This is a genomic window from Streptomyces fragilis, assembly GCF_003112515.1.
Lineage (GTDB): Bacteria > Actinomycetota > Actinomycetes > Streptomycetales > Streptomycetaceae > Streptomyces > Streptomyces fragilis.
In genome coordinates, this window is sequence record NZ_BEVZ01000004.1 from 236635 (window position 1) to 257577 (window position 20943).

Genomic DNA, 20943 nt, shown 5'->3' on the forward strand with positions numbered 1-20943 from the left:
CCGGTCAGGCGCGGCGGCCCGCCCTGCGGTAGCCGTGCGCCGCGTACGCCCCGAAGAGCAGCAGCCAGGCGGCCAGCCCGGCCACCGTGACCAGGCCGGGGGCGTGACCGGCGACGGTGTCGTGGCCGAGCCGGGCGAAGAGGTACCCGGGGGTCCACTCGCCGACGGCGGCCAGGCCGGAGGGGAACTCGGTGAGGGGGAACCAGAGTCCGCCGATGAGGGCGAGCGCCAGGTTGCAGGTCACGTTGGTGACGTTGGCGGCCTGCTGGGAGAGCAGGTAGCCGTTGGCGATGCCGAGCATGGTGAACGGCAGCGATCCCAGCCACAGCAGCCCGGTCAGGGCGAGCCACTGCCACAGCGCCAGGTCCACCCCGTTGAGCAGGCGGGCGGTGAGCAGGACCGCCATCACCGCCGGAAGCACCATCAGCGACCCGGTCAGCGTCCGTCCGGCGACCACCTGGGCGGGGGTGAGGGGGGTGACGCGCAGCTGCCGCAGCCAGCCGTTGGCCTTGTCCTCGGCGACGGCCGACCCGGCGGTCAGGGCGGCGCCCAGCGCGCCGTAGGAGGCCATGCCGACCATGGCGAGGACGTCCCAGCCGCCGGCGGCCTGGTCCTGGTCGCCCACCGAGGTGAAGATGCTGTACATCAGCACCGGGGTGCCGATGCCGAAGATCACGAAGCCGAGGTCACGGAAGGTGCGCCTCAGCTCGAGACCGACGTAACGGGAGACGACCGCGGTACCGGCGCTCATCGGGTGAAACCTTTCTCTGCGGAGGCGGAGGCGGAGGCCGCGGGCACGGAGGCCGGGTTCCCGGACGTCCGGGCCGCCCCCGAGGCCTCCGACGCCTCCGACGTCAGGGTGAGGAAGGCCTCCTCGAGACCGGCCTGGGTGACCTCCAGGCCGCGCGGTGTCAGGAGCCCGACCAGACCGATGGTGGTCGCGTCCGGGTCGGTGGTCCGCAGCCGGACCCTGCCGTCCCGCACCTCGGCGGTCCGCACTCCGGGCAGCGCCGCGACGCCCTCGGGGAGCGTGCCGTCCACCGCGTCGAAGGCGACCACGCCGGTGCCGACGGTCCGCTTGATCTCGGCGCTGCCGCCGTCGGCGATCAGCCGGCCGCGGTCGATCATCACGATCCGGTCGGCGTTGCGGTCCGCCTCCTCCAGGTAGTGGGTGGAGAACAGCACCGTCTTGCCGCGGTCGGTAAGGGCGCGCATCGACCGCCAGAACTCCTGGCGCGCCTGCACGTCCAGCGCCGCGGTGGGCTCGTCCAGGACCAGAAGGTCCGGGTCGCCGGCCAGCGCGACGGCGAAGCAGACCCGCTGGATCTGGCCGCCGGACAGCTTCTCCACGCGGCGCTTGGCGAGGTGGGCGATCCCGGCGAGCTCCAGCACCTCGGCGACCGGCAGCGGCGCCGGGTAGGCGGAGCCCACGAAGCCGACCAGTTCCCCGACGGTGATCCGGGAGACGGGCTTGAAGTCCTGGAGCATCGCTCCGACCCGGCCGCCCTCCACCGCGTCACGCGGCGCTCCCCCGAAGAGTTCGACCGTCCCGGCCGTGGGCTCGTCGAGGCCAAGCATCAGGGCGATGGACGTCGACTTCCCGGCGCCGTTGCGGCCGAGCAGGGCGACCCGCTCCCCGGCCGTGAACTCCAGGTCCAGCGCGTCGACCGCCCGCACGGCGCCGTAGTCCTTGACGGCACCCCTGAACGCCACAACGGGCGCACCCGCCTGCTTGGTTGTCATGGGGCGCACCCTAGGGGTGATCACTGCGCACCGCCGGGGGATTCCGGAAAGCGGGGCCTCACCCAAGGAGTCGCTGGGGTACGGCCATCGAACCCTGGGCTTGTCCTGGGAGCAGCGGGCGCTGATCATCTCGGTGGGGCCCGGGCGCGGGCCCGGTCGTCCGGAAGGAGCCTCACCGCCATGTCGTCCCCCACCCATGTGACCGCCTCCCCCGCCACCGTCGCGGTGCTCGGCCCGGGCGGTGTCGGCGGGCTGCTCGCCGCCGTGCTGTCCCGCGCCGGTCACCGGGTGATCTGCCTGGCCCGCGAGGAGACGGCCTCGGTGCTGCGGGAGAGCGGTGTCACCGTGCGCAGCGGGGCGTTCGGCGAGTTCACCGCCGTGGTGGAGGCGGACACCGAGCTGCGCGAGCCGGTGGACCTTCTCCTCGTCGCCGTCAAGCAGACCTCGCTGGACGCCGCGCTGGAGCGGGTGCCGGCCGGGGTGATGGGCCCGGACACGGTGGTGGTGCCGCTGCTGAACGGCGTGGAGCACGTCGAGTCGCTGCGCGGACGCTACGGTGCCGCTCGGGTGGCCGCGGGGGTGATCCGGGTCGAGGCGACGCGGGTCGCGCCGGGCGTGGTGGAGCACGGCAGCCCGTTCTGCGACATCGACCTGGCCGGGCTGCCCGAGCCGGTGCTCGGCCGGGTCGCGGAGCTGCTGCGTCCGGCGGGAGTGGGGGTGCGGATCGCCTCGTCGGAGGCTTCGGCGCTCTGGGCCAAGCTGGCCTTCCTCGCGCCCTTCGCGCTGCTGACCACCCGCCACCTGACCGACGCGGAGGGCGTGCGCACCGCGCACCGGGAGGACCTGGTCGCGCTGACGGAGGAGATCAGCGCGGTGGCGACCGCCTGCGGCGCGTCCCTGGACCCGGCGAAGGGCCTGGCCATGTACGACAACTGCCCGCCGGGGATGCGGTCGTCCATGCGCCGGGACGCCGAGGCGGGCAGGGCCCTGGAGCTCGACGCCATCGGCGGCGCCGTCCTGCGCGCAGCCGAGCGCGAGGGCGTCGCGGTGCCGGTGACGGCGCGGCTGGTGGCCGAGGTCGGGCAGCGGTACGGAGGCTCCGGAGCCTGACCCGCCACCTGGACCGCCGGTGACCTGTGTGGCCAACCGCACAGGTCCGAGGGACAGTTGGGAGGTCTAGCATCGCCCTGCGGGGGCCGGCGAGCGACCGTGCCCCGCTGAGTGGGGGACGACGTGCGCTATTCCGACGGACCTGCGACCGAGCGCGAGATCCGCATCGCGGCTGAACCGGCCCGGGTGTGGGCCGTGGTGACCGACATCGAGGAGATGTCCAAGGGCAGCCCGGAGCTGAAGCGCACCGAATGGCTGGACGGGGCGAGCGGCCCGGCCGTCGGCGCGCGGTACATCGGCCACAACGAGCACCCGATCGCCGGCAAGGGCCGGACGCTGGCCCACATCACGGAGTTCGAACCCGGACGGCGGCTCACCTGGGCCGTCCTGGACGTCGACGGCCGCTTCGGCGACCCGGCGGAGGCGCTCGACAAGCGCATGGCCACCTGGTCGTTCAGCCTCACCCCGGTCGACGGCGGCACCCTGCTCCGGCAGTCGACGGTGCTCGGGCCCGGCCCTTCGGGACTCACCCGGGTGATCGCCAAGATGCCGGACAAGGAGGAGTACGTGGTCGACTACCGCCTCCGCGAGCTGGGCGAGGGCATGGAGGCGACGCTGGCGGCGGTCAAGGAGACGGCCGAGAAGGCGGAGTGAGCCGCCCGCGGCCGGGAGGGCCTCCCCTTACCCCGCCGCCGGCTTCGGCCACGGGTCAAGCCGCACGTTCCGGGTACGCGGCCGGGCCGGGCCGCGCCAGGCCCTCCTGGCCCTCTTGGCTCACCCCACGCGGGCGACCAGCGCGTAGCGGACGTCGTCGACCTCGCGCCCCCACAGGTCGGGGTCGGCCGCCAGGTCCTCGGTCTCGATCTCCGAGGCGTACGGGGCCACCGCCTCCCGCAGGGTCTTTGGCCCGACCCCGCCGCTCCACGGCAGCGCCTGCGCGCCGTCGACGTACGGTGCGGGGCCGGCGGACTGCCGCCAGCGTCCCTCGACCAGCAGCAGCGTGCCGCCGGGGCGGAGCAGGGCCGCCCAGTGGCGCAGGGCGGCCCCGGGCTCGGGCAGGGTCCACATCAGGTGCCGCACGACGACCAGGTCGAACCGTTCCTCCCCCACCGGCGGCGCCGCCGCGTCCCCGACGAGGAAGGTCCCCGCGAGCCCGGCGGCGGCCAGTTTGGCGCGGGCGGCCTCGACCATCGCGGGAGCGAGGTCCACACCGGTCACCCGGTGCCCGGCCCCGGCGAGCAGCAGGGAGAGCGATCCGGTGCCGCACCCGAGGTCCAGCACGTCCACGGGCAGCGGCGGCGCCCACCGGCGCAGCAGCCGGTCCCAGGCGGCGCGGGTCCTCTCCTCGCGGAGCCCGTGGTCGGGCTCCGCGTCGAACTCGCGGGCGGCGGCGTTCCAGTAGGCGGCGATCGCGGAGGCGTAGGTCATCCGGCCATGGTGGCAGTGGGGTCCGACACCGCCCCGGGCGATGCCCGCACCCTCATGGCTGGTCGCGCCGGACGGAGCCGACGAGCAGGGCGCCCGCCGACCACATGCACAGGCACATCCCGAGCACCACCCACCCTCCGGCGTTCCCGGAGGCGACGAGGAACACCCCGAGGGCGACGCCCGCCACCGTGAACAGCGTGGCGAGGAGCATGTACCTCTTCACCGTGGCCCGCTGTTCCATCGTCCAGCTCAAGCGAGGCATGAGGGCACCTTCCAGCTGCGGGCTGTTCCCCTGACGCGGGGGTCGTCGGAGCCACGGGTGCCCGGCATCCCCCGGAACAGTCGGACCAACTCCCGTCGCTGCGGGGCCCGTTCGTCCCCGGGGGCGCCCGAGGCGTCAGGTCGTGGCGGCCGGCTCCGTCGCCCGGACGGTGGAGGCGATGGTCGCCGAGCCGACGACCCGGGTGCCGTCGTAGAGGACCACGGCCTGGCCGGGGGCGACGCCGCGGACGGGTTCGGCGAAGGTGACGTGCAGGGTGCCGTCGACCAGCTCGGCGGTGACCGGGGTCTCGTCGCCGTGGGCGCGGAGCTGCGCGGTGTACGCGCCGGGCCCTGCGGGCGCGGTGCCGCACCAGCGGGGCTTGATCGCGGTCAGCGCGGTGACGTCGAGGGCGGCGGCGGGGCCGACGGTGACCGTGTTGTTCACCGGGGAGATGTCCAGGACGTAGCGCGGCTTGCCGTCGGGGGCGGGCGTGCCGATGCGCAGGCCCTTGCGCTGGCCGATGGTGAAGCCGTAGGCGCCCTCGTGGGTGCCCACCTTGGCGCCGGACTCGTCGACGATGTCGCCCTCGGCCTTGCCGAGGCGCTTGGCGAGGAAGCCCTGGGTGTCGCCGTCGGCGATGAAGCAGATGTCGTGCGAGTCGGGCTTCTTCGCGACCGCGAGGCCGCGACGGGCGGCCTCGGCGCGGATCTCGTCCTTGGTGGTGACGGTGTCGCCGAGCGGGAAGAGGGCGTGCGCGAGCTGCCGGTCGTCGAGGACGCCGAGCACGTAGGACTGGTCCTTGGCCATGTCCGAGGCGCGGTGCAGCTCGCGGGAGCCGTCCTCGCGGACGATCACCTTGGCGTAGTGGCCCGTGCAGACGGCGTCGAAGCCGAGGGCGAGCGCCTTGTCGAGGAGCGCGGCGAACTTGATCTTCTCGTTGCAGCGCAGGCAGGGGTTGGGGGTGCGGCCCGCCTCGTACTCGGCGACGAAGTCGTCGACCACGTCCTCCTTGAAGCGGTCCGCGAGGTCCCACACGTAGAAGGGGATGCCGATGACGTCCGCGGCGCGGCGGGCGTCACGGGAGTCCTCGACGGTGCAGCAGCCACGGGCTCCGGTGCGGAAGGACTGCGGGTTGGCGGAGAGCGCGAGGTGCACTCCGGTCACCTCGTGTCCCGCCTCGGCGGCACGGGCGGCGGCGACGGCGGAGTCGACACCGCCGGACATGGCGGCGAGGACGCGGAGGGGGCGCTGCGGGGAATCGGTCATAACCCCTCCAGGGTACGGGGCGTCCGGGAACCGCCGCCCCCGGATATGCGTTGTGCGATACGTGAACGCCACCACCGGCTCCGGCAAGGGCAAGGACGGGGACCGTCGCGTCAGGCGCCGGACCCTGCTGATCGGCGGCCTCGCCACGGCCGCCGGCGCCGGCCTGCTCGCGCGCGAGGACCTCAGCCGCGCGTGGTGGCGGGTCCCGGGCGTCGAGAAGCCCCGGGTCGAGGGCGCGGTGGACTTCCCGGGCGCCCGGTGGACGGCCGCCTCGCAGGCCAACTACCGCCGGGCCGACCGGCCCGACGACTACCCGGTGGAGCTGGTCGTCGTCCACATCACGCAGTGCGACTACCGCACGGCGGTGAAGGTCTTCAAGGACCCCGGCCACCAGGCGGCGGCGCACTACATCGTCGACCGGGACGGCCGTGTCACGCAGATGATCCGCGAGCTGGACGTGGCGTACCACGCGGGCAACCGGGACTACAACGAGCGCAGCGTCGGCATCGAGCACGTCGGCTTCGTGGACCGTCCGCAGGACTTCACCGCGGCCATGTACGAGGGTTCGGCGCGCCTGACGGCCGGGATATGCGAGCGCCACGGCATACCGGTGGACCGCGAGCACGTGATCGGCCACCATGAGGTGCCGGGCGCCGACCATACGGATCCCGGGCCCCACTGGGACTGGGACCGTTACATGAAGCTGGTGCGCGAGGCTCTGCAGAACCAGGCCTGACACCTGACCGCGTCCCGGGCCGGGTCCCGGGGCGGGCGGTCCGGGGGTCCGGGGGGTGGGTTCAGCTGAGGCCGGCGGCGCGGGCGCGCTCCACGGCGGGGCCGATCGCCTTGGCGACGGCTTCGACGTCGGTGGGCGTCGAGGTGTGGCCGAGGGAGAACCGCAGGGTGCCGCGGGCCAGGTCCGGATCGACCCCGGTGGCCAGCAGGACGTGGCTGGGCTGGGCGACGCCGGCCGTGCAGGCGGAGCCGGTGGAGCACTCGATGCCCTGGGCGTCCAGCAGGAGCAGCAGGGAGTCGCCCTCGCAGCCGGGGAAGGTGAAGTGCGCGTTGGCGGGGAGCCGGCCGGCCCGGTCGGGGTCGCCGCCGAGGATGGCGTCGGGCACGGCGGAGCGGACGGCGTCCACCAGCTCGTCCCGCAGGGCGCCGATCCGCTCGGCGAACAGCGGCTGGTGCTCGGCGGCGTGCGCCCCGGCGACCGCGAAGGCGGCCACGGCGGGGACGTCGAGGGTGCCGGAGCGGACGTGGCGTTCCTGGCCACCGCCGTGCAGCACGGGCACGGGAGTGTGCTCGCGGCGCAGCAGCAGGGCGCCGATGCCGTAGGGGCCGCCGATCTTGTGGCCCGAGACGGTGGCGGCGGCGAGACCGGACTCCTCGAAGGAGAGCGGCACCTGGCCGAAGGCCTGCACCGCGTCGGCGTGCAGCGGGACGCCGAACTCGGCCGCGGCGTCGGCGAGCTCCCGGACCGGCATCAGGGTGCCGATCTCGTTGTTGGCCCACATCACGGTGGCGAGGGCGACGTCGTCGGGGTTGCGGGCGATCGCCGCGCGCAGGGCGTCGGCGTGGACCCGGCCGTGGGCGTCGACGGGGAGGTACTCGACGGTGGCGCCCTCGTGCTCGGCGAGCCAGTGCACGGCGTCCAGGACGGCGTGGTGCTCGACGGGGCTGGCCAGGACGCGGGTGCGGGCGGGGTCGGCGTCGCGGCGGGACCAGTACAGGCCCTTCACGGCGAGGTTGTCGGCCTCGGTGCCGCCGGAGGTGAACACGACCTCGCTGGGGCGCGCGCCGAGGGCTTCCGCGAGGGTCTCGCGGGCCTCCTCGACGGTGCGGCGCGCGCGGCGGCCGGCCGCGTGGAGGGAGGACGCGTTGCCGGTGACGGCCAGCTGGGCGGTCAGCGCGGCGGCCGCCTCCGGCAGCATCGGGGTCGTCGCCGCGTGGTCGAGGTATGCCATGGTGCCTCGATTCTACGGGGCGGCGTCCCGTGGCCCCGTGGGCGGCAAGGGTCCCGCCCCGGGGCACGGTGCCGGGCGCGCCCCGGGGCGGAGGTCCGGTGGTCGCCGCGCACACCGTTGCGTGGCCACCCGCGGGAACGGAAGGGGCGTGGACCACCCCGGGGCCGCCCCAGGGCCACCCCGGGGCCACCCCGGAACGGAAGGGCCGGGGACCGGCCCCCGGCCCACCCGCAGGGCCGGAAGGGCCCGGCGGACTCCCGGATCAGGCCAGGCGGGCCCGGGCGAGCTGGCGGGACTGGGCGACGAGGCGGCCGGCGGTGTCCCAGACCTCGGCGTCCTCCTCCAGGAAGCCGCCCGCGAGGTTGCGCGTGGTGATGGAGACCCGCAGCGGCCCGGGGGCCGGGCGGCACCGGATGTGGGCGGTGAGCTCCACGGTCGGCACCCACCCCGTGAGCCCCAGGTCGAAGGCGGTCGGGGGCAGCGCGTCCACGGTCAGCAGGAGCGAGAACGGGTCGGCGTCCCGCCCGTCGGCGAGGCCGAAGTACCCGCGCACCTCACCCTTGCCGGAGGGCGCGCCCAGCGCCCAGCCCAGCGTGGCGGGGTCCAGCTTCATGAAGAGGCGGTCGGTGATGGCGGACGCGCCCGGCAGCGGCTCCGGCGAGTCGTCCGGTCCGAAGCACTGCTCCAGGGGCGGGAAGGCCGGCGGCACGGCGCTGGTGCGGACGTCGTCGGGCAGTGCGTCCAGGTCGCCGTAGGAGGCGATGACCCGGATGCGCTCGACCTCGTTGCCGTCCGCGTCCTGCTGGTAGATCGAGGCCTGGCCGGTGGAGAGGGTGCGGCCGGTGCGGACCACCTCGGTGCGCACGACGGCCGGTCCCGGCGTGGAGGCCGTCAGGTAGTGCGCGGTGATGGAGAACGGGTCGTCGTGCGGGAGCGCGTCGGAGAGGGCGCGGGCCGCCACGGCCAGCAGGAAGCCGCCGTTGACCGCGTTGAAGATCGTCCAGCCGGCGGAGAGATCGATGTCGTACACGCCGGGCTCCCGGCGGGTGACCGTGCTGTCCCGGTCGAACTCGCTGTCACCGATCGTGGCCCGGGTCGCCTGGGCGGAGGCTGCATCTGACATGGGAGAACGATAACCTGCACGTTACTAAGCGGTAGCTTTTCCAGCGTCGACAGTGACCCACATCACCGCCACCGCGCCACTCGTCACACCGCGACCTCCTCCGGCTGGACCTCCTTGACCGTCGACCGGCGGTGCCAGGCGCGCGGGGCCCGCCAGTGGTACCGCATGGCGAGCAGTCGCAGCACGAACGCGACCATGACGGCCAGTCCCATGGTGGCGGGGGTGAGCGCGTCCAGCTTGATGCAGACCGCCGCCATCGCCGAGCCGACGACGGCCGGCACCGCGTACAGGTCGCGGTCCCAGCGCAGCAGTGAGGGCACCTCGTTGGCGAGCATGTCCCTCAGCACGCCGCCGCCTACGGCGGTCGCCATGCCCAGCGTGGCGGAGGCCGTGAGCCCCAGGCCGTACTCGTACGCCTTGAGGGTGCCGGCCACGCAGAACAGGCCCAGGCCCGCCGCGTCGAAGACGTTCACCGCGATCTGGATCCGCTCCACCTGGGGGTGGAGGAAGAAGACCAGGGCGGTGGCCGCCAGGGGCGTGAGGAAGAAGCCCAGGTCGGTGAAGGCGACCGGCGGCACGGCGCCGATCACCACGTCACGGATGAGCCCTCCGCCGAGCGCGGTGACCTCGGCGAGCACGGCCATGCCGAAGACGTCGAAGTTCTTGCGCACGGCGAGCAGCGCGCCGGACATGGCGAAGACGAAGATGCCGACCAGTTCGAGCGTGTGCTGGACGCCCGGGCTGAACAGTTGCGGGTACACCTCGACATTGTGCCGGGTGTCCGCCATTGACCTTGCATTGAAAGGTCCAGCATGCGAGATGCCTGGAGTTCAATGCGTCACGTCCTCGACGGCAAGGACCCCCGGAAGGAGCGTGACAGGGCGCTCGCACGCGAAGGGGGCGGCGTCGGATGGACGCCGCCCCCTCGCGGTACCGGCCGGAGCGCCGGCCGAGGTCACTTCGCGGTGACGACCCCCGCGTCCGGCGCGGAGCCGGGCTCGTCATCCGTCACCGGAGCCGCTTCCGGCTCCTCGGGCCGCGCGGCCGCGACCACCTCGCCGCCGGTCCGCTCCAGCTCGCCCGCGGCGATCTCCGAGGCGAAGTGGCAGGCCACCCGGTGGCCGTCGCCCATGTCCAGCAGCTCGGGACGCTCGGTCGCGCACCGCTCCCGCGCCCAGGGGCACCGGGTGTGGAAGCGGCAGCCGGAGGGTGGGTCGGCCGGGGAGGGGAGGTCGCCGGTGAGCAGGATGCGCTCCCGCTTCTCCTCGACCTCCGGGTCCGGCACCGGCACCGCCGACATCAGCGCCTTGGTGTACGGGTGGCGCGGCTCGGCGTAGAGCGCGTCGCTCGACGCCTCCTCGACCAGCGCGCCCAGGTACATCACGCCGACCACGTCGGAGATGTGCCGGACCACCGCGAGGTCGTGGGCGATGACCAGGTAGGTCAGGCCCAGCTCCTCCTGCAGGTCCTCCAGGAGGTTGATCACCTGCGCCTGGATGGACACGTCCAGCGCGGACACCGGCTCGTCGCAGATGATCACGTCCGGCTCGAGGACCAGCGCGCGGGCGATGCCGATGCGCTGGCGCTGGCCGCCGGAGAACTCGTGCGGGTAGCGGGAGAGCGCGTCGGCGGGCAGGCCGACCTTGGCCAGGATGGCCTTGATCTTCTCCCGCCGCTCCTCGCGGTTCGCCCCGATGCCGTGGGCGGCCATGCCCTCGGAGAGGATCGACTCGATGTTCTGCCGCGGGTTGAGGGAGCCCAGCGGGTCCTGGAAGACCATCTGGAGCCGGCTGCGGAAGCGGCGCATCTCCTCGGGCGGCAGCTTGGCCAGGTCGGTGCCGTCGAGCACGACCTCGCCCTCGGTGATGTCGACCAGCCGCAGCACGGCCCGGCCCAGGGTGGTCTTGCCGCAGCCCGACTCACCGACCAGGCCGTAGGTCTGCCCGGCCTCCACCTTGAGGGACACCCCGTCCACGGCGTGCACGTGGCCCACCACGCGGTCGAAGATCACGCCCTTCTTGACGGGGAAGTGGACCTTCACTCCGTCGAGTTCGAGCAGGCTCATGCGGGGACCTCCTCGGTCCGGAGATCGTCGGTTTCGCCGTTGCCGTGGAGCACCGGGTGCACGCACCGCACCTGGTGGCCGGCGGCACGGGGCTCGCGCAGGCCGGGGGCGCCGCCCAGGCAGTCCAGCTCGTAGCGGTCGCAGCGCGGGGCGAAGGCGCAGCCGTCGGCCCAGGCGATCCGGTCGTTGATGGAGCCGCGGACCGGGGTCAGCGGCTCGCCGCGGGGGGCGTCCAGGCGCGGGATGGAGCCGAGCAGCCCGTTGGCGTACGGGTGCGAGGGGTGGGCGAACAGCTCACGGCGGGCCGCGGACTCGACGACCCGGCCCGCGTAGAGCACGTTGACCTGGTCGCACAGGCCGGCGACCACGCCCAGGTCGTGGGTGATCATCAGCAGGGCGGTGCCCTCCTGGTCGACCAGTTCCTTGAGCAGTTCCAGGATCTGCGCCTGGATCGTCACGTCGAGCGCGGTGGTCGGCTCGTCGGCGATCAGCAGCTCGGGGGCGCAGGCGACGGCCATGGCGATCATGGCGCGCTGCCGCATACCGCCGGACAGCTGGTGCGGGAACTCCTTGAGCCGCCGCCTCGGGTCGGGGATGCCGACCCGGTCCAGCAGCTCGGCGGCGCGCTTGCGGGCCGCCTCCCCCTTGAGGCCGCGGTGGCGCTCCAGGATCTCGGTGACCTGCACGCCGATCGGGATCACCGGGTTCAGCGAGGACAGCGGGTCCTGGAAGATCATCGCCATCTTGCGGCCGCGCAGGTCGCGCAGCTTGCTCCGGCTCATGGTGAGGAGGTTCTGAGGCTTGCCGGCCTCGCCCTCGAGGTCGGCGCGGCCGCCCAGCTCGACGCCCTTGGAGGGCAGCAGGCCCATCAGGGCGAGCGAGGTGACCGACTTGCCGCAGCCGGACTCGCCCACCAGACCCACGACCTGGCCCTGGTCGACCTGGAAGGAGACGCCGTCGACCGCGCGGTTCGTCCTGCGGCCGTGCGCTCCGGTGAACGTGACCGTCAGTTCGTCGACTGAGAGAAGTGGCATGGTGGTTCAGCCTCGCAGCTTCGGGTCGAGGGCTTCCCGCATGGCCTCACCCAGCAGGGTGAAGCCGAGGGCCGTGATGATGATGCCGACCGCCGGGAAGACGGCCATCAGGGGCGCGTTGTCGAAGAAGCGCTGCGCCGTCGAGAGCATCACGCCCCACTCGGGGACCGCCGGGTCGGGGTTGCCGAGACCCAGGTAGGACAGGGCGGCCGCCTCGATGATCGCGGTGGCCAGGGTGAGCGTGCACTGCACGATCACCGGGCTGAGCGAGTTCGGGACGATCTGGGTGAGCACGATCCGCCGCTTGCGGATGCCGAGGGCGCGGGCCGCCAGCACGTAGTCGGCACCGCCCTGCGCGAGCATCGAACCGCGCAGCAGGCGGGCGAAGATCGGCACCTGGACGACGCCGACGGCGATCATCACCGTGGTCAGGGACTGGCCCATCACGGCGGCGACGGACACGGCGAGCAGCAGCGAGGGCAGCGCCAGCATCATGTCGATGAAGCGCATGACCACCGAGTCGACCCGGCGGCCGGCGTCGCCGCCCAGGGTGGCGGCCGCGCCGGAGATCCCGCCGATCAGGGCGCCGACGATCAGGCCGATCAGCGTGGAGATCACGCCGACGAGCAGGGTCTGCCGCGCGCCGACCAGGAAGCGGGAGAACAGGTCGCGGCCGAGGTGGTCGAGACCGAACCAGTTCTCGGCGCGGGGGTTCACGAACTTGCCCTGGTTGGCGAAGACCTCGTCGCGCCAGGTTTGCGCGGTGGGCGAGAAGGGTGCGATCCACGGGCCGATCACGGCGACGATCAGGAAGAGCAGGATGATCGCGCCGCCGATGAGCGCCATCTTGCTGCTCCGCAGCCGGCGCGCGGCCTCCTTCCAGAGGCTGGCGCCGCTGGTGGACTCCTGCCCCGCGGTGAGCTCCGCGAGCCGCTGGATCTTCTCGGTCTTGGTCATACTCACGGTCAGTGCACCCGCACTCTCGGATCGATGAGGCTGTACGCGAGGTCCACCAGCAGGTTGATCAGGACGTACGTCATCGCGATGAACATGATGAAGCCGACCAGGACGGGGTAGTCACGGCCGTCGATGGCGGTGCGGATGAACTGGCCGATGCCGTTGAAGGAGAAGACCGACTCGGTGAGCACGGCACCCGAGAGCAGGGAGCCGGTGAGCAGGCCGACGGCGGTGATCACCGGCAGCAGCGCGTTGCGCAGCACGTGCCGGCCGCGGACCACCTTGGGGTGCAGGCCCTTGGACTCGGCGGTGCGCACGTAGTCCTCGCCGAGCACCTCCAGGACGCTGGCCCGGGTCATGCGCACGATCACGGCGAGCGGGATGGAGGCCAGCGCCACCGCGGGCAGCACCAGGTGCATGATCGCGTCCCAGGTGGCGTCGAACTCCCCGGTGAGGAGGCCGTCGAGGGTGGCGAAGCCGGTCACCTCGGTGGCGTTGAGCCCGGTGGACAGACGGCCGTAGCTGGGGAACCAGCCCAGGTGGACGGCGAAGACCTGCTTGAGCAGCAGGGCGAGGAAGAAGACCGGGATGCAGATGCCGATCAGCGAACCGGAGACCGCGCTGACGTCCAGCCAGCCGCCGCGGCGCTTGGCGGCGAGGTAGCCGAGCGGGACGCCGACCACGACCGCGATCAGCATGGCCAGCAGCGACAGTTCGACGGTGGCCGGGAAGCGGAGGGTGAACTCGTCCCAGACCGGCTGCCCGGTCTGCACCGAGGTGCCCAGGTCCAGCTCCACGATGCGCTTGAGGAAGCGCCAGTACTGGACGTAGAGCGGCTGGTCGAGACCCAGCAGCCGGTTGATCCTCGCGACCTCGGCGTCGGTCGCGCGCTCGCCCAGGATCGCTGAGGCGGGGCCGCCGGGAAGCCGGTTGAGCCAGACGAAGAGCAGGACCGACAGGCCCAGCAGCGTGGGTATGAGCTGGAGCAGTCTTCGTGCGACGAGACGCAGCACCGCGCATGCCCCTTTCTGACGTACGTGTTGCCTGATGGACGCGTCCGCCCGGCCGCCTTGGGTGCGGCGGCCGGGCGGAGCGGGGATGCGGTGCCTGGGGACCGCTGCTTACTTGAAGGAGACCTCGGCGAAGTTCTCCTGCGTCAGCGGCGACACCTTCGGCGGGTTGACGTTCTTGCCGAACGCGATGGCCGGGGGCGAGGAGGAGACCGGGAGACCCGGCAGGTACTCCATGATCGCCTCGTTGGCCTTCTTGTAGGCCTCGGTGCGCTCGTCGCCGGTCAGCGTGGAGCCGGCGGTGACGGCCTCGAAGAGCTTCTTGTTCTTGAAGCCCCACTGCTTGTCGTACTCGGCGAACCAGGTGCCGATGAAGTTGAAGCCGTCGTTGAAGTCACCGGTCCAGCCGAGCATGTGCAGCGCGCAGGAGCCCGCCTCGGTGGCGTCCAGGTAGTCCGGGGCCCACTTCATCGGCTTCGGGGTGACGGTGATGCCGGCCTTCTCGAGGTCGGCCTTCATCAGCTCGAACAGGTCCTGCGGGGCAGGCATGTACGGGCGGGTGACCTCGGTCGGGTAGCAGAACTCGATCTTGAGCTTCTCCTCCCCGGCCTTCTTCAGCAGGTCCTTGGCCTTCGCGGTGTCGAACGGGTACTGCTTGACCTTGTCCGAGTAGCCCGCGATGGTGTCCGGCATGAACTGCGTGGCGACCTTGCCGCCCTCGGGCAGCTGGGTGGCGACCAGGTTCTCGCGGTCGACGGCGTGCGCGATCGCCTGGCGGACCTCCTTCTTCTTCAGGGCCGGGTCGGCCCCCTGGGACATGCCCACGTAGAAGAGGTTGAAGACGCCACGGGTCGGGACCTGGAAGCCCTCCTTCTCCAGGGTCTTCACGTCCGCCGGCGCGACCAGGTCGTAGCCGTCGATGTCACCGGCCTGGAGCGCCTGGCGGCGGCCCTCCTCGGTGTCGAGGGTGCGGATGACGATGTTCTTGACCTTGGCCTTGTCGCCCCAGTAGTCGTCGAAACGCTCGAGGGTGACTTCCTTGTTGCCCTTGTTCCAGCCCTTGATCTTGTAGGGGCCGGTACCGGCGACCGTGCCGGCCTCCTGGCTGTACTTGGGGTACGTGATCGCGTCGCCCTTGGCGGTCGCGTCCTGCTTCTCGTACTCCTTGATCGCCTTGGGCGAGTGGATCGCCAGGGCGTTCAGCGAAAAGCCGCCGGGGAGGTTGGCGGAGGGCTTCTTGACCTCGATGACGGCGGTGTTCTCGTCCTTCGCGGTGCAGGACTTGTAGTTGGCCTCGGGGGCCTCCTTGTCCTCGTTCTTGGCGAAGCCGCCCATGACGGTCTGCCAGTAGTAGGACACCGCGCTGGACTGGTAGGTGCCGGTCCAGTTGAACCAGTGGTCGTAGTTGGCGCACACCGCGGCGGCGTTGAACGCCTCGCCGTCGTGGAACTTCACGCCCTTGCGGAGGTTGAAGGTCCAGACGGTGCCCTCGGGGTTGCTCTCCCAGGTCTCGGCCAGGCCGCCCACCAGCTTGCTGCCGCCGGACTCGTGCTCCAGGAGGGCCTCGAAGGCCTGGCGGGTCACACGGAACGTCTCGCCGTCGCTGGCGAGCGCCGGGTCGAGCGAGCTCGGGTCGCCCGGGGCGCCGAAGACGAAGGTGTCCTTGGCGCCGTCGCCGGAGCCTTCCTTGTCGCGCTCGCTGGTGCACGCCGACGCGATCATGCCGACCGCCAAGGCGGCCGTTATCGCCCGAGCGACGCGGGATCTGACTATGCGCATACGGGGCCACTCCGGGGTTCACTGGTGGGTGCCTGCTGTCCGATCGAACACTACTCAGCGCTCTACGCGAGGAGAACAGTCCGCATAGTGGTGATACCTACCTGAGATCTGAACAGCTGACGAACCAGGCAAATCACCTGCGGCGCGGGCCTGTTCGGGGTCCGCGTTACATGCGGGAAACCTCCGGCACGCCGCCCGCGAGCTGCACGAACGTCCCAGATCCCCGTCCGCGCGCCCAAGTTGGCGGTGCCAGGTGGCCACGGATCCCGGAAGTCACGGTTCCGCGGCCGAACACCCGGTTGTCTCACGGCGCGACCGGCACCGGGACATCCCGCCGCACGGCGGAGGCCACCGGGCGGCGAAGGTGAAGGGCGGGCGAGGACGACGGCGAAGGGCAGCGCGCGGCCGGGGTCGGTGCACCGACGGGCACCGCACGGTCGGAGTCGGTGCACGACCGGGGCAGCGCGGCCGAGATCGGTGCACGGCCGGTGCGCACGGCCGAGGTCGGTGCACGGCCGGCGCAGTGCGGGGCCGGGGCGGTGCGGGGCCGGGGCAGTGCACGGCCGGTGCGGGGTGTCAGTGCACGGCCGGGTAGCCGTACCCCCCGCGGCCCGAACCGGCCGGCCCGTGGGCGTCACGGTCGTAGAAGGGACGGGCGTTGGCCCGCATCCAGAGGGCGACCGGGTCGTGGTCGTCGGCCATGGCGACCGTGGAGACCGCCAGCCCGTCCGGCACCACGCCGACGGACTGGCTCATCATCGCCCGCACCGACTCCACCGCGGCCGGCGACGTCTCGTACACGTCGAGGCCCACGGCCAGGTAGGGAGCGCCGAGCGCCGGCTGCACCCAGGCACGGCGCAACGCCCGCACCGCCGGGGTGCGGTGGGCGTTCTGCACCAGCAGGGCGTAGAACTGGGGCACCTCGATGGCCGGTTCGGACAGCCGCAGCGGCCCGGCCGGCTGGCGGTCGAGCCCGGCGGTCACCCGCCGCAGGTCCAGCCACGGGATGCCCAGCCCGCCGCCGGGGGCGTGCGGGTTGAGCCAGAGGCCGTGGTGGTCGGGGTAGAGGGCGCGGGCCGCCTCCAGGGCGTCGGTCACCTCGTAGCCGCGCGTCCAGCCGCTGGCGGAGAGCTCCTGGGCGGAGGTCACGCAGGGGACGTAGAAGTACCCGTCGACCTCCATGCTCCCGTAGCGCGCGTCGGGGTCGCCGGACCGGCCCTGCCACAGCAGCATCCACAGCCGGCCGGCGGACGGGGTCGCGAGGGCGCGCAGCAGCGCCTCGTAGGCGTCATAGCGCCCGGGCGTCACCTGGCGCAGCATCTGCTCCACCTGCCCGGCGGCGGCCGTGCCCGACGCGCTCACCTCAACCAGCCCTTCGCGAAGACATTGGTTCCGCCCCATCGATGTCCGACAGCGAGTGTTCGACCGGGATTATGAAACCAGCTTAGGCGGGGTGAGAGACACCACCTTGACCGAGCCGTGAGGTCCCGGGCGATTTGCCCCGCGGAGCCCCTCGGGTCACAGGGCGCCGAAGAACGGCCGCACGGTGGTGCGCAGGTAGTCGCAGACCGGGTCGGGCACCGCGTCCAGCAGGACCAGGTTGACGGGCCAGCGGACCGGGTGGCGGCCCAGGGCGCGGCCCAGGGCGTCCAGCGGCAGCGCGCGGGCGTCGCCGGACGGGGCGTCCCAGGTGGTGAGTTCGACGCCGACGAACAGCGCGGGCTCCGCCGTCTCGACCGCGGCCAGGCAGCGGCGGGCGCTCGCGACCACACCGAGAGCGGCGAACTCCTCGGACGCCGAGCGCAGGAAGTCGACCGGGTCGTCCTGCCAGTCCGGCTCCCACAGCCGGACCCGGCCGCCGTTCCCGGCGCTGTCGGGACCGGCCGCGCGGCACAGTTCGGCGACCGCCTCCGGCGTCAGCGGCAGCCCCACCGCGCCGTCCGGGTTGACGGCGATGCCCACCTCGGGCGGCAGGCCGCGGGCGAACTCCACGACCGGGGCGATGGTGAACGACATGTGGGAGCCGACCAGGCGCTGGAACTGCTCCTGGGAGCTGAAGACCGGCACGAAGGTCTGCCCGCCCAGCTCGACGGTGGGCAGGTCCAGGGTGGCGCTGTCGCGTCCGCCGCCCCCGGGGAGCGGGATCCACACGAAGCTGCGGGTCAGCACCTCGAGCACCCTGGCGCCGGTGGCCGGTGACCCCGGGGCGGCCGCCGAGGCCGCCAGCACCTCCTCCAGCTCGTTGCCGGGCCATCCGCCCGCACGGGCCTGCTCGTCCGCCGCGAAGTTCATGCCTACCGCCTGGGTTCTGCGCTGTCCGCTGCCGTTGTCGCCGTCTGTCCTGCTGCGGCTGGTCAGACTACGGGACGCCCGCGGGGCGTTCGGGGGCGAACCCGATGCCCCGCAGCGAGCGCGCGGCAGCGCGGTCCAGCAGCACCACCGAGGCGCAGTGGTCCGGCAGCAGCCCCCGGTCCCGCACGTCCGCGAGCAGCTGCCCCACCGCCCTGCGGTGCCGGGCGAAGGCGTACCGGGAGACGCCGCGCCCCCGTGCCCGCTGTCCCTGCAGGGCCTCGCCCGCGCTCACGTCGAGCAGGACCAGGCGCATCGCCCCGCCCCGCCGCCGCGCCGCGCGCCCCAGCCAGGAGCGGACCCACCGCTGGGTGCCGCAGTCGTGTACCACCACCGGCCGGGCCCCACGCAGCGCGCGCCGCAGGCCCGCGTAGTGGTCGAGCCGCACCAGCGGCCGGTAGACGGCGTAGGGGAGCGAGCGGGGCATGCGCGCGTCCCAGCGGTCCCGGGTGTCCTGGCTGTCCACCCGTACGGCGCCCTCCCCGACGACCCGCCGCATCATGGTCGACTTGCCGCTGCCCGGCAGTCCCGTGACCACCACCACGTCGTGCGCCCCGAAGGTCAGCCGCTCGCCGGCGGCGCCGCCGGCCCTGCCGCGCAGGTCGCGGACCCTGCCCGCGGCCGTCTCCCCCGCCGCGCAGCGCGCCGGACGGTCCGCGCCCTCGGTCCGCGCCCGGCCGGCCCGCGACCGCTCCCCCGCACGGGAGCGCGCCCGGTGGCGCACCCCGGGGCCGGTCACGGGCACGGCGTACGCGGCGCCGGCGATCGTCCTCTTCACGTGGTCGTCCTCCCCCTCAGGTTCGGGACCTGAAGCATCCCCCTCGAGTGTAAAGAGAAGGTAATGCGCGGTCGTCTCATTTACGCCCGGTTCCCGCCACAGTCCCGCAACATCCGGGGGTCCGCCAGGGGCTCGGCGGGCCGTGCGATGATGTGCGGGTCAACTGCATACCGGCCGCTTGAATCCGCGCGGGAGAGTCCCGGGGCACCCACCCACGTCTTGTCGGACGTGCGGTCGGCCCGGGCGCCGAAGGAGCAAGTCCCTCCCTTGAATCTCTCAGGCCCAGTCACCGCGCGGGCGAGGCACATCTGAAAAGCGGTCCGCCCCCGTGGCGGTCCCACCCACGGTGCAAGCTCTGACCCCGGACCGTCACCCCGGCCGGCGTTCATGGCGAACCTCTCAGGTTCCGATGACAGATGGGGAGGAACACTCCACCGTCATGCCTTCGCCCGTACCGGGAGTTCGCCCATGAGCAGTTCCGACCTCCGTCACACCGCGCTCGACGCCCTGCACCGCTCGCTCGGCGCCACCATGACCGACTTCGCCGGCTGGGACATGCCGCTGCGGTACGGCTCCGAGCGCGACGAGCACAACGCCGTGCGCACCGGCGCCGGCCTCTTCGACCTCTCGCACATGGGTGAGATCACGGTCACCGGCCCGCAGGCCGCCGCGCTGCTGAACCACGCGCTGGTCGGCAACATCGCCACGATCGCCGTGGGCCGCGCGCGCTACACGATGATCTGCCAGGAGGACGGCGGCATCCTCGACGACCTGATCGTCTACCGCCTCGCCGACGCCGAGGACGGCTCCCCGATCTTCATGGTCGTCGCCAACGCCTCGAACGCCCAGGTCGTCCTGGACGCGCTCACCGAGCGGGCGGCCGGCTTCGACGCCGAGGTGCGCGACGACCGCGACGCCTACGCCCTCATCGCCGTCCAGGGCCCCGCCTCCCCCGGCATCCTGGCCTCCCTGACCGACGCCGACCTCGACGGCCTGAAGTACTACGCGGGTCTGCCGGGCACCGTGGCCGGCGTGCCGGCGCTGATCGCCCGCACGGGCTACACCGGCGAGGACGGCTTCGAGCTGTTCACCGCCCCGGAGCACGCCGAGAAGGTGTGGCTGGCGCTGACCGAGGCGGGCGCCCCCGCCGGCCTGATCCCCTGCGGCCTGTCCTGCCGGGACACGCTGCGCCTGGAGGCCGGCATGCCGCTGTACGGCCACGAGCTCTCCACCTCCCTCACGCCCTTCGACGCCGGGCTCGGCCGGGTCGTGAAGTTCGAGAAGGAGGGTGACTTCGTGGGCCGCGAGGCGCTGACCGCGGCCGCCGGACGCGCGGAGCAGAACCCGCCGCGCAAGCTGGTCGGCCTGATCGCCGAGGGCCGCCGGGTCCCCCGTGCGGGCTACTCCGTGGTCGCGGGCGGCGAGGTGATCGGCGAGGTCACCTCCGGCGCCCCCTCCCCCACCCTGGGCCGGCCGATCGCGATGGCCTACGTGGACGCCGCGTACGCCGCCGCCGGCACGGCCGGCGTGGGCGTGGACATCCGGGGCACCCACGAGCCGTACGAGGTCGTGGCCCTGCCGTTCTACAAGCGCCAGAAGTAACCCCTTCCGCCGCACACCCCCCGTTCCTTCCTTTCCCGGTTCCTTACGGACCCTTCGGAAACTCCCCGCGTACAGGAGAATCTCTGCCATGAGCAACCCCACGGACCTGCGCTACAGCAAGGAGCACGAGTGGCTCTCGCCCGTCGAGGACGGCGTCGCCACCATCGGCATCACCAAGTTCGCGGCCGACGCCCTCGGTGACGTCGTCTACGCCCAGCTTCCCGAGGTCGGCGAGTCCGTCTCCGAGGGCGAGACCTGCGGCGAGCTGGAGTCGACCAAGTCGGTCTCCGACCTCTACTCGCCGGTGTCCGGCGAGGTCACCGAGATCAACGAGGACGTCGTCAACGACCCGTCCCTGGTGAACTCGGAGCCGTTCGAGGGCGGCTGGCTCTTCAAGGTCCGCATCTCCGAGGAGCCGACCGACCTGCTGACGGCCGACGAGTACACCGAGTTCGCCGGGAACTGAAGCT

At 72.7% G+C, this 20943-nt stretch carries 21 protein-coding genes and 2 riboswitches; of the genes, 5 read left to right on the forward strand and 16 right to left on the reverse strand.

Annotated features, from left to right (window positions below; all coding sequences use genetic code 11):
• Positions 1-4 precede the first annotated feature (4 nt).
• Both Sfr03f_RS14270 and Sfr03f_RS14275 read right to left on the reverse strand, forming a co-directional pair.
• The gene (locus tag Sfr03f_RS14270; RefSeq protein ID WP_108954274.1) at positions 5-751 is read right to left on the reverse strand and encodes an ABC transporter permease; all 747 of its coding nucleotides are present in this window, start codon (positions 749-751) and stop codon (positions 5-7) included.
• A complete protein-coding gene (locus Sfr03f_RS14275) occupies positions 748-1743 on the reverse strand; it encodes an ABC transporter ATP-binding protein (RefSeq protein WP_108954275.1) in 996 nt (331 codons plus the stop codon). Before Sfr03f_RS14275 ends, Sfr03f_RS14270 begins: the two co-directional genes overlap by 4 nt.
• A gap of 180 nt (positions 1744-1923) precedes the next feature.
• Here Sfr03f_RS14275 and Sfr03f_RS14280 point away from each other — a divergent pair, with 180 nt between their 5' ends.
• Complete coding sequence (locus tag Sfr03f_RS14280) at positions 1924-2853, forward strand: ketopantoate reductase family protein (RefSeq protein ID WP_108954276.1); 930 nt, start codon at positions 1924-1926, stop codon at positions 2851-2853.
• Between the two features lie 123 nt (positions 2854-2976).
• A complete protein-coding gene (locus Sfr03f_RS14285) occupies positions 2977-3507 on the forward strand; it encodes an SRPBCC family protein (RefSeq protein ID WP_108954975.1) in 531 nt (176 codons plus the stop codon).
• Positions 3508-3627: 120 nt separating this feature from the next.
• On the opposite strand, the gene Sfr03f_RS14290 is transcribed toward Sfr03f_RS14285, so the two are convergent.
• The 3 genes from Sfr03f_RS14290 to mnmA all read right to left on the reverse strand — a co-directional run bounded on the left by Sfr03f_RS14290 (position 3628) and on the right by mnmA (position 5809).
• Positions 3628-4281 carry a class I SAM-dependent methyltransferase gene (locus Sfr03f_RS14290; protein WP_108954277.1) on the reverse strand — a complete coding sequence of 218 codons (654 nt, stop codon included), beginning with the start codon at positions 4279-4281 and terminating at the stop codon, positions 3628-3630.
• Positions 4282-4333: 52 nt separating this feature from the next.
• Entirely contained in the window at positions 4334-4543 is a 210-nt protein-coding gene (locus Sfr03f_RS14295) for a hypothetical protein (protein ID WP_108954278.1), read from the reverse strand.
• Between the two features lie 135 nt (positions 4544-4678).
• The gene (gene mnmA, locus Sfr03f_RS14300; protein WP_108954279.1) at positions 4679-5809 is read right to left on the reverse strand and encodes a tRNA 2-thiouridine(34) synthase MnmA; all 1131 of its coding nucleotides are present in this window, start codon (positions 5807-5809) and stop codon (positions 4679-4681) included.
• Positions 5810-5870: 61 nt separating this feature from the next.
• Between mnmA and Sfr03f_RS14305 the strand changes: the two genes are divergently transcribed.
• On the forward strand, positions 5871-6545 hold the full coding sequence (locus Sfr03f_RS14305; protein ID WP_245967614.1) for an N-acetylmuramoyl-L-alanine amidase: 675 nt from the start codon (positions 5871-5873) through the stop codon (positions 6543-6545).
• Positions 6546-6606: 61 nt separating this feature from the next.
• Here the strand turns inward: Sfr03f_RS14305 and Sfr03f_RS14310 are convergent, their stop codons facing one another.
• From Sfr03f_RS14310 to Sfr03f_RS14360, 11 genes are all read right to left on the reverse strand, one after another.
• Positions 6607-7776 carry a cysteine desulfurase family protein gene (locus Sfr03f_RS14310; protein ID WP_108954281.1) on the reverse strand — a complete coding sequence of 390 codons (1170 nt, stop codon included), beginning with the start codon at positions 7774-7776 and terminating at the stop codon, positions 6607-6609.
• A gap of 262 nt (positions 7777-8038) precedes the next feature.
• Positions 8039-8899: a thioesterase family protein gene (locus Sfr03f_RS14315; RefSeq protein ID WP_108954282.1), complete on the reverse strand. Its 861-nt coding sequence runs from the start codon at positions 8897-8899 to the stop codon at positions 8039-8041.
• An 83-nt stretch (positions 8900-8982) separates the two neighbouring features.
• Entirely contained in the window at positions 8983-9660 is a 678-nt protein-coding gene (locus tag Sfr03f_RS14320; protein ID WP_108954976.1) for a trimeric intracellular cation channel family protein, read from the reverse strand.
• A 194-nt stretch (positions 9661-9854) separates the two neighbouring features.
• Positions 9855-10964 (reverse strand): ABC transporter ATP-binding protein, encoded by a 1110-nt coding sequence (locus Sfr03f_RS14325; protein ID WP_108954283.1) that lies wholly within the window; start codon positions 10962-10964, stop codon positions 9855-9857.
• On the reverse strand, positions 10961-11998 hold the full coding sequence (locus tag Sfr03f_RS14330) for an ABC transporter ATP-binding protein (protein WP_108954284.1): 1038 nt from the start codon (positions 11996-11998) through the stop codon (positions 10961-10963). Before Sfr03f_RS14330 ends, Sfr03f_RS14325 begins: the two co-directional genes overlap by 4 nt.
• 6 nt (positions 11999-12004) lie before the next feature.
• Positions 12005-12955, reverse strand: coding sequence for an ABC transporter permease (locus tag Sfr03f_RS14335; protein ID WP_372514396.1), 951 nt, complete (start codon positions 12953-12955; stop codon positions 12005-12007).
• 8 nt (positions 12956-12963) lie between these two features.
• Entirely contained in the window at positions 12964-13968 is a 1005-nt protein-coding gene (locus Sfr03f_RS14340; RefSeq protein WP_108954286.1) for an ABC transporter permease, read from the reverse strand.
• A gap of 108 nt (positions 13969-14076) precedes the next feature.
• The gene (locus Sfr03f_RS14345) at positions 14077-15744 is read right to left on the reverse strand and encodes an ABC transporter substrate-binding protein (RefSeq protein ID WP_108954287.1); all 1668 of its coding nucleotides are present in this window, start codon (positions 15742-15744) and stop codon (positions 14077-14079) included.
• Between the two features lie 576 nt (positions 15745-16320).
• Positions 16321-17106 carry an enhanced serine sensitivity protein SseB C-terminal domain-containing protein gene (locus tag Sfr03f_RS14350; RefSeq protein WP_108954288.1) on the reverse strand — a complete coding sequence of 262 codons (786 nt, stop codon included), beginning with the start codon at positions 17104-17106 and terminating at the stop codon, positions 16321-16323.
• 156 nt (positions 17107-17262) lie between these two features.
• Entirely contained in the window at positions 17263-18036 is a 774-nt protein-coding gene (locus Sfr03f_RS14355; protein WP_108954289.1) for an enhanced serine sensitivity protein SseB, read from the reverse strand.
• Between the two features lie 67 nt (positions 18037-18103).
• Positions 18104-18817 (reverse strand): AAA family ATPase, encoded by a 714-nt coding sequence (locus tag Sfr03f_RS14360; protein WP_108954977.1) that lies wholly within the window; start codon positions 18815-18817, stop codon positions 18104-18106.
• Positions 18818-19050: 233 nt separating this feature from the next.
• Positions 19051-19173: riboswitch (glycine riboswitch) on the forward strand.
• Positions 19174-19297: riboswitch (glycine riboswitch) on the forward strand. It begins immediately after the preceding riboswitch.
• A gap of 42 nt (positions 19298-19339) precedes the next feature.
• On the opposite strand from Sfr03f_RS14360, the gene gcvT reads away from it, so the two are divergent.
• Positions 19340-20473 carry a glycine cleavage system aminomethyltransferase GcvT gene (gene gcvT / locus Sfr03f_RS14365; RefSeq protein WP_108954290.1) on the forward strand — a complete coding sequence of 378 codons (1134 nt, stop codon included), beginning with the start codon at positions 19340-19342 and terminating at the stop codon, positions 20471-20473.
• Positions 20474-20561: 88 nt separating this feature from the next.
• Positions 20562-20939, forward strand: a complete 378-nt coding sequence (gene gcvH / locus Sfr03f_RS14370) for a glycine cleavage system protein GcvH (protein WP_108954291.1) — start codon at positions 20562-20564, stop codon at positions 20937-20939.
• Positions 20940-20943 lie beyond the last annotated feature (4 nt).